Origin of the sequence: Streptomyces hoynatensis (genome assembly GCF_003626535.1) — a bacterium.
In the GTDB taxonomy this organism is placed as follows: Bacteria; Actinomycetota; Actinomycetes; order Streptomycetales; family Streptomycetaceae; genus Streptomyces; species Streptomyces hoynatensis.
Genome location: NZ_RBAL01000001.1, coordinates 691140 through 702062 on the forward strand (window position 1 = coordinate 691140; position 10923 = coordinate 702062).

Here is a 10923-nt window from a genome sequence, read left to right on the forward strand (position 1 = left end):
GCCGGTCAAGGCCGCCGGCCGGTCCCGGCCGTGCGGGGGGTGGCGGCCGGGGGCGGACGGCAGCCGACGGCCCGGCGCGCGGGGCTCGCCCGCGCGCCGGGTCCGTCCTGTGGTCAGCCGCGGCGGCTGACGCGCTGCCGCATCTTCGCCGCGGCGATGCGCAGCCGCTGCTTGCGGCGGCGCATCACCTGCGCGGGCTGTACGCGGTCGGCGAGGCGGCCCAGGTCATGGGTCAGCTGTGCCCTGGTGGCCTCGATGTCCGCTCTCAACTGGTCGGATGACGTGCCCACTTCGCGTCCTCCTTCAGGGTCTCCACGGTCTGGTTCGGTGTCGGCGAGACCGCGCGCATCTCCTGACGGCCCACGGCCGCCAGGACCAGGCCGATGAGCGCCCAGGCGCCCGCGACGATCAGCGCGGCGAACACCAGGGGCAGCACCAGGTCCAGGGCGAACATGCCGGCCAGCGACAGGAAGATCACCACCAGGTAGCCGGCGAACCCGGCGCCGCCGAACATGCCGGCGGCCTTGCCCGCCCTGGTGGCCTCCTCGCGCATCTCGGTCTTCGCCAGCTCCGTCTCCTGGCGGAACAGCGTCTCCACGTCGGACGTCAGGTCGGCCAGGACCTGGACCACGGAGTCCCCTTCCGCCGGTGGCGAGTAGCGCGACATCTCACACCTCCACGAAACGGGTGCCGCATCCGCCGCACCCCGGTGCCGAGTAACCACCCCTCCCGGCCCGAAACGGCGCGCCCGCCGCTCAGGGCAGGGTCAGCACCCGGGGCCCCTCGTCGGTGATCGCCACCGTGTGCTCGAAGTGGGCGGCCCTGCTGCCGTCGCAGGTGCGCAGGGTCCAGCCGTCGGGCGCGGTGTACCAGGGGTCGGCGCCGCCGGCGAGCAGCATCGGCTCGATGGCCAGCACGAGGCCGTGACGCAGCGGAAAGCCCCGCCCGGGGCGGCCCTCGTTGGGCACCTCGGGGTCCTCGTGCATCCGGCGGCCGATGCCGTGCCCGCCGAAGCCGTGCGGGATGCCGTAGCCGGCGGACCGGCCGACCCGGCCCACGGCGTGCGCGATGTCTCCGGTCCTGGCGCCGGGGACCGCGGCGGCGATGCCGGCCTCCAGGGCCTGGCGGGTGGTGTCGAGCAGCCGCCGGTCCGCGGGCTCGGGGCGGCCGATGGTGAAGCTGATCGCCGCGTCGCCCGTCCAGCCGTCCAGGATCGCGCCGCAGTCCACGCTGAGCAGGTCGCCGTCGCGCAGCCGGTAGCCGTCGGGGATGCCGTGCACGATGGCGTCGTTCACGGAGGTGCAGACGACGCCCGGGTAGGGCACGGGGGCCCAGGAGGGCAGGTAGTCGAGGAACGCGGGCTTGGCCCCGCTCCCGTGGATGACCTCCCTGGCCACCTCGTCGAGCGCGAGCAGGGTGACGCCCGGCCCGGCGGCCTCCCGCACCGCGCCGAGCGCCCGGGCCACCACCCGGCCCGCCTCGCGCATGGCGTCCAGCTCGCCGTTCGTCTTGATCTCGACCATGACCGCTCCTCCGGTTTCCCTCGCCTCGGCCCCAATTCTTATACCGGTATTAGTATCACGTCCATGGTGCGCACTCCTCTCACCCCCGCGGAACGCGAACGCGGCCGCCGCCTCGGCGTCCTGCTCAGGACGGCCAGGGGCGGGCGCAGCATGGCCGAGGTGGCGGCGGCGGCCGGGATCTCCGCCGAGACCCTGCGGAAGATCGAGACGGGGCGGGCCCCGACGCCCGCCTTCTTCACCGTCGTCGCGCTGGCCGCCGCGCTCGGACTCTCCCTCGACGAGGTGGCCGGCGCCTGCGCGCCGGCGGAGGAACCGGCGGGCGCGGCGGGCGCCGCGGCCTGAGGTGCGGGCGCCGGACGGGCGCCGGACGGGCGCGGGTGAACGCGCCGGGGTGCGGCGTTGGCACGGGCCCGGGCGCGCGCCCGCGCGTCACCGCCGCCCGCGCCGGTCCGTGCGCCCGCGCCCGGCTGCGCCCTCGTGCCGGTGCGCCGCGCTGCCGTGGGCCGGGCGCCGCGCCGGGAGCGCCGCGGGCCCCCGGCGGCCGGGCCGGTCCGCCGGGACGGCCCCGGCGCCGGTCAGTCCGCCGGCCGGTCGGCCGGGGGAACCGGGGGCGCCGGGGTGGCCAGGGCGAGGGCGGCGGCGGCCGGGATCTCGTCGAACGCCTCGCGCAGCAGGGCGGCCAGGGTCTCCCGGTCGGCCCGCTCCGGGGTGGCCGACCAGCGGGTGAGGGCCCAGTGCCAGGCGGACAGGGTGAGGTCGATCAGCAGCCGCAGCCGCAGCCGCGCGTGGGGGTGCGCGCCCTCCCCTTCGCCCGCCGGTGCCCCGGCTCCCTCCGTCCCGTGGGGGCGGGGCCGTTCGGCCAGGTCGAGCAGGCGCTCGGTCACCTCGGCGCAGTGCCGCAGGCTGTGCGCGGCCAGCCCCGGGGTGCGGTCGCACAGTTCGCGGGCGGCGAGGAAGCGGGCCTCCCAGCCCTCCGACATGGCCGCGAGCGCGGCGAACATCGTCTCCTCGAACTCCGCCAGCGGCGAGGGCCCCGGCGTCCGGCGGGCGAGTTCGGCCGTGTAGACCGACCACAGCTCCTTCTCCGGCGCCAGCGCGACGTCCTCCTTGGAGGAGAAGTAGCGGAAGAAGGTCCGCTGCGAGACCTCGACCGCCCCCACGAGGTCGTCGAGCGTCGTCTGGGCGAACCCCCTGCTGGTGAAGAGCCGCAGCGCCTCGTCCACCAGCGTGCGGCGGGTGCGGAGCTTCTTGCGCTCGCGCAGGGGCAGCCCGGTCTCACTCACGCGCCGGAGTCTACTCCGCCGAAGGTGCCGCTGGCTGACTTACGCGGGTTGCCAGCAAATGCCGGTGACCGGCATATACTCGGGGTGTTCACGAGGAACGTCACGATCGGAGTCAACGATGCGCGCCTGGACGATCGACCACGAGGCCCCCGAGGAGCTGTCCCTGGCCGAGGTGCCCGACCCCGAGCCCGGGCCCGGGCAGGCCCTGGTGCGGGTGGCCGCGTTCTCGCTCAACTTCGGCGAGGTGCGCAGGCTGCCGGAGGGCGAGCCGGGGTGGGTGCCGGGCTGGGACGCGGCCGGGGTGGTGGTCGAGGCCGCGGCCGACGGCTCCGGCCCGGCCGCGGGCACGCCGGTGGTCTCGCTGGCCCCCGACGGCGCCTGGGCCGAACTGCGCGCCGTGGACACCGCGTTGCTCGCGCCGGTGCCGGCCGGGGCGGACCTGGGCGCGATCAGCACCCTGCCGGTCGCCGCCGGGTCGGCCCTGCGCGGCCTGCGCCGCCTCGGGCCGATCCTCGGCCGCCGGGTCCTGGTGACCGGCGCCACCAGCGGCGTCGGCCGCTTCACCCTGCAACTGGCGGCCCGCGGCGGCGCGTACGTCATCGCGAGCACCAGGAACCCGGCGAACGCCGAGCGGCTGCGCGCGCTGGGCGCGGACGAGGTGGTCATCGGCGTCGAGGGGGTGGCCGGGATCGAGGCCCCGGTGCACGGCGTGCTCGACATGGTGGGCGGCGACCACCTGGTCGCCGCCTACCGGCTGCTGCGCCGCGACGGCACCCTGGTCGCCCTGGGCAGCACCGCGCAGCAGCCGGAGTCCTTCGCCCAGGGCGACTTCAGCGGGTACCTCGGCACCAACCGGACCATCGCCTCGTACTACCTGCTGGAGGACGCCGACGGCCTGGGCGCCGACCTGGCCTGGCTGGCCGGGCTGGTCGCGCGCGGCGATCTGGAGCCCGAGATCGGCTGGCGCGGCGAGTGGACCAGGACCCGGGAGGCGGTGGCGGCCCTGCGGGAGAGCCGGGTGCCGGGCAAGGCGGTCCTCGACCTCGGCTGAGCCGGCGCGCCGCCCGGCCCCCCGCGTCGCCCCGCGCCCGGCGCGTGAACCGGCGGGTGGCGCCGCGGGCGCGCCCCGCCGGGCGCCCCTCGGCGGGGGCCCGGCCGGCGGGGCGCGTTCCGGCGGCTCAGGGCCGGGTGGCGGCGAGCCTGCGGTGCAGCGCCAGCCACTGGGCGGGGGTGACCAGCCCCGCGGTGGCCTCGCGTGGCACCCCCGCCGCCTCAAGCGCCGCGCTCACCCGGCGGGCGCGGCGCCCGCGGGCGAGCGCCGCCCGCACCGAGCCGCCAGGGCCGGTGAAGCCGGCCGTGACCAGCGCCCGGTAGTCCGGCAGCTCCGCGGGCGGCAGCAGCGGCACCGGCCTGCGGACCAGCCGCAGCACCGCCGAGTGCGTGCGGGGCACGGGCGTGAAGTGCGCCCGGTCGATCCGCGGCCCGAGCAGCCACTCGTGCTCCGGCCAGCTCAGCACCGTGATCAGGGGCCAGCGGCCGAAGCCGCCGGTGCGGCGCCTGGCGTACTCCAGCTGGGTGACGAGCGTGGCCGAGCGCAGCCGGGGCGCCCGCAGGCACCAGCGCACGATGTCCGTCGTGCGCGCGTACGGGATGTTCCCCACCACGACGAAGGGCAGGCGCGGCGGCGTGGAGCGCAGGAAGTCGCCGCGCACCACCCGGACGTTCGGCAGGCCGCGCACGCGCCGGGGCAGGCGCGCGGCGAGCGCCGGGTCGAGCTCGTGCGCGACCACCTCGCGCGCCCGGCCGGCCAGCACGCGGGTGAGGGCGCCCTCGCCCGCGCCTGGTTCGACGACGAGATCGCCGGGCCGCAGCGCGGCGCAGGCGGCGATCGAGCGCAGCACGCCGGGGTGGTACAGGAAGTTCTGTGACAGGGTCTTGCGGCGGGATGCCATGGATGTCCTCGGAGTCCTCGGGGGGAGGACAGGCCGACGACGGCGGAACGCGCGCGCACGACGGCGGATCGCGGCGCAGGGCCGCGATCCCGGGAGCCGTGAGGTGCCGCGGCCCCGAACCGGCGTCACCGGAAGGCCGGGACGTCACCGGGAGGGCGCGCGGGAGAGCGGGAAAGCGAGTGCCGACGGCCTGTCCGGGTCGGTGGACACGGACGGCCCTGGCAACGGGAGCCGCGGGAGCTCAGACGCCGGGCAGATCCTCGTGGACCAGGGCCGGGCGGCAGGCGCGAGGACGATACGCGTGCGTGAGGCCGCACCCGGCGAACCCGGCGACTGCGCGCCGACCGTCGCGGCAAAGCGTTCCCATGGCGGGGACCCTACGCGCGGCCTGTGGCCGCGGCAACGGAGTTTCCTCACGGCCCGTCCCCCCAACCACCGGGGGACACGACGGGGCGTGCGACGGCGTCGGGGCTGCCCGGCGCCGATGGCCTCGATCGCGCACCGCGGCTTCCGGACGCCCCGCTTGATTCCGGCGTCCGTGGTGACCCAGGGGACGCCGAGGGGCTCGGCGAGGGCGACGTAGGTGGCGTCGCAGGCGGACGGGTTGCCGTGCAGGGCCCGGATGCGCGGCAGCGGCGGCGTCTCGTCTGGCGGGGACCGGGTGGGGCGTGCGCGGGGCGCGGCCGTCGCTCGCGCCGGAGTGCGCGGCCGTCGCCTGGCCGACGATGATGCGGAGGGATGAACGTGGGATGAAATCCCCAGGCGGGCGCGTTGCGGTCCTGGGAGAGTGACGCAGGCGGCGCCCCCGGGCGGCGGGCGCGCACCGGGCGACGGAGGGAGCTGCTTGTGGCGGTGGCACGGGAAGAGGGGGGCCTTTCGGCGCCCGACGGCGGCTGGGTGAGGCGGCTCACGGGGTACTGCCTGCGGTACCGCCGCAACGTCCTGCTGGCGGTGGGCGCCTCGCTGGCCGGCATGGCGATGACGGCCCTGATGCCGCTGATCACGAAGTCGGTGATCGACGACGTGGTGGTCGGCGGGCACGGCTCGCTCACCCCCAGGATCGTGCTGCTGGTCGCCGGGGCCCTCGTCATCTACGGGCTCACCTTCCTGCGCCGCTACTACGGCGGCAGGCTCGGCATCGACGTGCAGCACGACCTGCGCACCGAGATGTACCGCTCGCTCACCCGGCTCGACGGCCGCCGCCAGGACCGGCTGAGCACCGGGCAGGTCGTCGGCAGGGCCACCAGCGACCTCCAGCTCATCCAGGGCCTGCTGTTCATGATGCCGGTGACGGTCGGCAACGTGATGCTGTTCGCCGTCTCCCTGGTGATCATGTGCACGCTCTCCCCGCTGCTCACGCTGATCGCGCTCGCCGTGGTGCCCGCCCTGTGGCTGATCACCGCCCGCACCCGCACCCGGCTGTTCCCGGCCACCTGGTACGCCCAGCAGCGCGCCGCGGACATCGCCGGGGTCGTGGACGGCGCCGTCGGCGGGGTCCGGGTCGTCAAGGGCTTCGGGCAGGAGGAGCAGGAGATGGGCAAGCTGCGCGCCGCCTCCGGCCGGCTGTTCGCGGCCCGGCTGCGCAGCGTGCGGCTGAACGCCCGCTACACCCCCGCCCTCCAGGCGGTGCCCGCCCTCGGCCAGGTGGCGATGCTCGCCCTCGGCGGCTGGATGGCCACCCGCGGGCAGATCACGCTCGGCACCTTCGTCGCGTTCTCCACCTACCTCGCCCAACTGGTCGGCCCCGTACGGATGTTCACCGTCATCCTCACCATGGGTCAGCAGGCCAGGGCCGGGGTGGAGCGGGTGCTGGAACTCATCGACACCCGGCCGGAGATCACCGAGGCCCCCGGCGCCCGCGAGCTGCCGCCCGGCGCCCCGGCCACGGTGGAGTTCGACCGGGTCTCCTTCCGCTACCGGCCGGGCGGCGAGCCGGTGCTGCGGGAGCTCTCGCTGCGGATCGAGCCGGGCGAGACGCTCGCCGTGGTGGGCCCCTCCGGCAGCGGCAAGTCGACCGTCTCGCTGCTGCTGCCGCGCTTCTACGACCCCGACGGCGGCACCGTCCGCCTCGGCGGCCACGACCTGAGGGAACTCACCTACGACTCGCTGCGGGCCGCGATCGGGCTCGTCCCCGAGGACGGGTTCCTGTTCTCCGACACGGTCCGAGCCAACCTCGCCTACGGGCATCCGGAGGCGACCGAGGAGCAGATGCGGGCGGCGGCCAGGGCCGCGCAGGCCGAGGACTTCATCGCGGCGCTGCCCCAGGGCTACGACACCGTCATCGGCGAGCAGGGCCTGACCCTCTCCGGCGGGCAGCGGCAGCGGATCGCGCTGGCCCGGGCGATCCTGACCGACCCGCGGCTGCTGATCCTCGACGACGCCACCTCCGCCGTCGACGCCCGGGTCGAGCACGAGATCCACGACGCGCTGCGCGCGGTCATGGCCGGCCGGACCACGCTGCTGATCGCGCACCGGCAGTCCACCCTCCAGCTCGCCGACCGGATCGCGGTGCTGGAGGCCGGCCGGCTCGTCGACACCGGCACCCACGAGGAACTGGTGGCGCGCTGCGGGCTGTACCGGCGGCTGCTCGCCGACCCCGCCGAACTCGCCGGGGCCGGGCGCGACCCGGTGGGGCTGCTCGCCGGGCCGGAGGCGCTGCCCGGCGGGCCCGGGTCCCTCCCCGGCGGCTCGGAGCCGCTGCCAGGCTCGGAGCCGCTGACCGGCCCGGAGGCGCTGCCCGCGCGGGCGGGCGCGCGCACCGCCGTGGCCGCCCCCGCGGGGCCGGGCGGCCCCGGGGCGCCGGGGGCCGCGCCTGGGCAGGGCCCCGGCGGCGGGATCACCCCCGAGCTGTGGGTCGGGGAACCCGGCCAGGAGGGCAGGGACGGCAGGGACGGCAGGGAGGGAGCGCCGCTCGCCCCGGCCACCGCCGCGGGGCCCGTGGGCGGCGGCCCGGGGCGCATGGGCGGCCTCGCGGCGAACCCGCAGCTGCTGGCGCAGGTGGCCGCGCTGCCCCCGGCCACCGACGCCCCGGACGTGGACGAGGAGCGCGCGGCCGGCGCGGAGCCGGGCGGCTTCGGACTGCGCCGCCTGCTCCAGGGCCTCGGGCGGCCGTTCGCCCTGGCCCTGCTGCTCGTCGTCGCCGACGCCCTGGCCTCGCTCGTGGTGCCGATCCTCATCAGGAGCGGCATCGACGACGGCGTGCAGCGCGAGGACCTGCACGCCGTGTGGGTGGCCTCCGCGGTGGCGTTCGTGGTGGTGCTGGCGCAGTGGGTGGCGCAGTTCGGCGGGCTGCGCCTGGTGGGCCGCACGGGGGAACGGGCCCTGTACACGCTCCGGGTGAAGATCTTCGCCCAGCTCCAGCGGCTCGGCCTCGACTACTACGAGCGGGAGCTGGCCGGGCGCGTGATGACGCGGATGACCACCGACGTGGACGCGCTGACCTCCTTCCTCCAGACGGGGCTCACCCAGGCGCTGGTGGCCCTGATGACCTTCTTCGGCATCATGGGCGTGCTGCTGGCCATCGACCCCCAGCTCGCCCTGGTCGTGCTCGTCACGCTGGTGCCGCTGGTGGCCGGGACCGTCGTGTTCCGGCGGCACAGCTCCCGCGCCTACGAGCTGGCCAGGGAGCGGGTCAGCGGGGTCAACGCCGACCTGCAGGAGACGGTGGCCGGGCTGCGGATGGTGCAGGCGTTCCGGCGCGAGGAGGACGGCTTCGCGCGGTTCACCGCCCGCTCGGACGGCTACCGGCAGGCGCGGGCCCGCGGGCAGTGGCTGATCTCGGTCTACTTCCCCTTCGTCCAGCTGCTGGCCACGCTGGCCACCGCCGGGGTGCTCGTCGTGGGCTCCTCGCGGGTGGGCGACGGCACCCTCACCGCGGGCGCCCTGGTGGCGTACCTGCTGTACATCGAGCTGTTCTTCGCGCCCGTGCAGCAGCTTTCCCAGGTGTTCGACGGCTACCAGCAGGCCGTGGTCTCGCTGCGGCGCATCCAGGAGCTGCTGCGGGAGGAGACCAGCACTCCCGCGGCCCCGCACCCGGCCGAGGTGACCTCGCTGCGCGGCGCCCTCACCTTCGACGGGGTCCGCTTCGCCTACCGCGGCGCGGAGCGCCCCGCGCTCGACGGCGTGGACCTGAGCATTCCGGCCGGCCAGAGGGTGGCGTTCGTCGGCGAGACCGGGGCGGGCAAGACGACGCTGGTGAAGCTGGTCGCGCGGTTCTACGACCCGACCTCGGGGGCGGTGCGCGTGGACGGCCGCGACCTGCGGGAGCTCGACCTCACGGGCTACCGGCACCGGCTCGGCGTGGTGCCGCAGGAGCCGTACCTGTTCGCGGGGACGGTCAGGGACGCGATCGCCTACGGGCGCCCGGAGGCCACCGACGCCGAGGTGGAGGCGGCGGCCCGCGCGGTCGGCGCGCACGCCATGATCGCGACGCTGCCCGGCGGCTACCTGTACCCCCTCGCCGAGCGCGGCCGGAACCTCTCGGCCGGCCAGCGCCAGCTGATCGCGCTGGCCAGGGCGGAGCTGGTGCGGCCGGACATCCTGCTGCTCGACGAGGCGACGGCGGCCCTCGACCTGGCCACCGAGGCCCTGGTCACCGAGGCCACGGAGCGGCTCGCCGGGAACCGCACCACGCTGGTCGTCGCCCACCGGCTGACCACGGCGGCCCGCGCGGACCGGGTGATCGTGCTGGACCACGGCCGGGTCGTCGAGGACGGCAGTCACGCCGACCTGCTGGCGGCGAACGGCAGGTACGCCGCGCTGTGGCGCAGCTACGCGGGCGGCACCGAGCCGGAACCGGCCACGCTCGGCTGAGGCGGCGGCCGGGGGCGCGCGGGCGTGGGGGCGCGGTGGCGTGCGCGGGCGCGCTGCTCCCGCGCGCGCCGGACCGTGGCGCGTTCAGCGGGGGTGCGCTCAGCAGGGGTGCGCTCAGCAGGGGTGCGCCCGGCCGGGGGTGCGCTCAGCGGGGCCAGAGGCCGTCGTGGACGCGCAGCAGCAGGGCGTGCAGCGTGTCGCGTTCCCGCGGGGACAGGGGCGCCAGCACCTCCTCCTGCACGGCCCGTGCCTCGTCCGTCAGCTCGCCGAGCAGTTCCCGGCCCGCGGCGGTGAGGCTGACGACGACGCGCCGCCGGTCGGCCGGGTCGCGTTCCCGATCCACCCATCCCGCGCCGCCGAGTTCCTCGACGATCCGGGCCATGTCGCTGACGTGGATGGCGAGCCGCTCGGCCAGCCGGCGCTGGGGGTGGGGGCCGAAGTCGGCGAGCGCGGCCAGGACGGCCATGTGCCACAGCAGCATCCCGCGCGGCGCCAGCCGCTCCCCGAGGCGCCCGCGGGCGGCCTTGCCCGTCCTGGAGAGGAGGTAGGTGGTCAGCGCGGTGAGGCTGGGCGGGGATTCCGGCATGGGGCTATCATAGGTGCACCCCAAAGGTTGGGGCACACCTACTGATTCCCGCACCGAGGAGCTGCCGTGGACGCCCTGCACCCGCGTTTGCTGGTCGACCGCTTCCCCGAGACCTTCCGCTTCTACGACGCCGTGCTGCCCGCCCTGCTCGGAGCCGCCCGCGCCCGGGGCGACGCGGCCGGCCCCTACGCGAGCTGGGACGTGGGCGGCGAGGGCGTGCTGGCGCTGTTCGACCGGGCGGCGGCGCCGCCGGAGCTGGCCGGGGCCCAGGCGGCCGCTCCCGGCACGATGCTGGTCAGCCGCGTCGAGGACGTGGACGCCGCGTTCGCCCTGTGCACGGCGCACGGCGCGGCCCCGGTCGCCGGGCCCACCGCCAGGCCCGCGTGGGGGCCGACGATGCGCACCGCCCACGTCCGCGCCCCGGAAGGCACGCTGTGGGAGCTCCAGGCGTACTGAACGCCCGCCGCGTCAACGGGAGTTGCGCGGGTGGTTGCGCGCGGTCCGCTCGTTGCCCCGCTGGTGGTCGCCGGTCCGGCGGGCCATCGCCCGCAGGGAGTCCCCGGCCCCGGCCTGGGCGAGGAACGCCGCCGCCCGCGCCCCGCGCAGCACGGTGACCACCCGCCCGTGCCGGGAGATCCGCACCGTGCCGTCCGCCTGCCGCGCGTACGCGAAGCCCTCGGGTCTGCCCGTGCGGGCAGCGCAGGCCCGCGCGCCCGGCCGGGGCAGCCGCATTCCCCGCGGCCCCTGCGGCCCGCCGCCGCTCCCGG

Annotated in this window: 11 protein-coding genes; 4 read left to right on the forward strand and 7 right to left on the reverse strand. The window is 76.7% G+C overall.

Translation table 11 applies throughout. From position 1 onward, the window contains the following. Positions 1-113 precede the first annotated feature (113 nt). From D7294_RS03015 to map, 3 genes are all read right to left on the reverse strand, one after another. Positions 114-290: a DUF3618 domain-containing protein gene (locus D7294_RS03015; RefSeq protein WP_120675046.1), complete on the reverse strand. Its 177-nt coding sequence runs from the start codon at positions 288-290 to the stop codon at positions 114-116. Continuing rightward, on the reverse strand, positions 266-667 hold the full coding sequence (locus D7294_RS03020) for a phage holin family protein (protein WP_120675048.1): 402 nt from the start codon (positions 665-667) through the stop codon (positions 266-268). Before D7294_RS03020 ends, D7294_RS03015 begins: the two co-directional genes overlap by 25 nt. 88 nt (positions 668-755) lie before the next feature. Then, positions 756-1523: a type I methionyl aminopeptidase gene (gene map / locus D7294_RS03025; protein ID WP_120675049.1), complete on the reverse strand. Its 768-nt coding sequence runs from the start codon at positions 1521-1523 to the stop codon at positions 756-758. A 63-nt stretch (positions 1524-1586) separates the two neighbouring features. Here map and D7294_RS03030 point away from each other — a divergent pair, with 63 nt between their 5' ends. Next, the gene (locus tag D7294_RS03030; RefSeq protein ID WP_120675051.1) at positions 1587-1865 is read left to right on the forward strand and encodes a helix-turn-helix domain-containing protein; all 279 of its coding nucleotides are present in this window, start codon (positions 1587-1589) and stop codon (positions 1863-1865) included. A 233-nt stretch (positions 1866-2098) separates the two neighbouring features. Here D7294_RS03030 and D7294_RS03035 read toward each other — a convergent pair whose 3' ends face one another. Beyond that, positions 2099-2806, reverse strand: a complete 708-nt coding sequence (locus D7294_RS03035) for a TetR/AcrR family transcriptional regulator (protein WP_120675053.1) — start codon at positions 2804-2806, stop codon at positions 2099-2101. Positions 2807-2924: 118 nt separating this feature from the next. On the opposite strand from D7294_RS03035, the gene D7294_RS03040 reads away from it, so the two are divergent. Beyond that, positions 2925-3857, forward strand: a complete 933-nt coding sequence (locus D7294_RS03040; protein WP_120675055.1) for a zinc-binding dehydrogenase — start codon at positions 2925-2927, stop codon at positions 3855-3857. Between the two features lie 127 nt (positions 3858-3984). Here D7294_RS03040 and erm read toward each other — a convergent pair whose 3' ends face one another. Then, positions 3985-4758, reverse strand: coding sequence for a 23S ribosomal RNA methyltransferase Erm (erm, locus tag D7294_RS03045; RefSeq protein ID WP_120675057.1), 774 nt, complete (start codon positions 4756-4758; stop codon positions 3985-3987). An 852-nt stretch (positions 4759-5610) separates the two neighbouring features. Between erm and D7294_RS03050 the strand changes: the two genes are divergently transcribed. Further along, positions 5611-9570 carry an ABC transporter ATP-binding protein gene (locus tag D7294_RS03050; protein ID WP_241562047.1) on the forward strand — a complete coding sequence of 1320 codons (3960 nt, stop codon included), beginning with the start codon at positions 5611-5613 and terminating at the stop codon, positions 9568-9570. A gap of 145 nt (positions 9571-9715) precedes the next feature. Here D7294_RS03050 and D7294_RS03055 read toward each other — a convergent pair whose 3' ends face one another. Continuing rightward, positions 9716-10156, reverse strand: a complete 441-nt coding sequence (locus D7294_RS03055) for a MarR family winged helix-turn-helix transcriptional regulator (protein WP_120675058.1) — start codon at positions 10154-10156, stop codon at positions 9716-9718. Positions 10157-10222: 66 nt separating this feature from the next. Here D7294_RS03055 and D7294_RS03060 point away from each other — a divergent pair, with 66 nt between their 5' ends. Beyond that, a complete protein-coding gene (locus D7294_RS03060; RefSeq protein WP_120675060.1) occupies positions 10223-10612 on the forward strand; it encodes a VOC family protein in 390 nt (129 codons plus the stop codon). Between the two features lie 12 nt (positions 10613-10624). Here the strand turns inward: D7294_RS03060 and D7294_RS03065 are convergent, their stop codons facing one another. After that, complete coding sequence (locus D7294_RS03065) at positions 10625-10888, reverse strand: hypothetical protein (protein ID WP_120675062.1); 264 nt, start codon at positions 10886-10888, stop codon at positions 10625-10627. Positions 10889-10923: the final 35 nt, after the last annotated feature.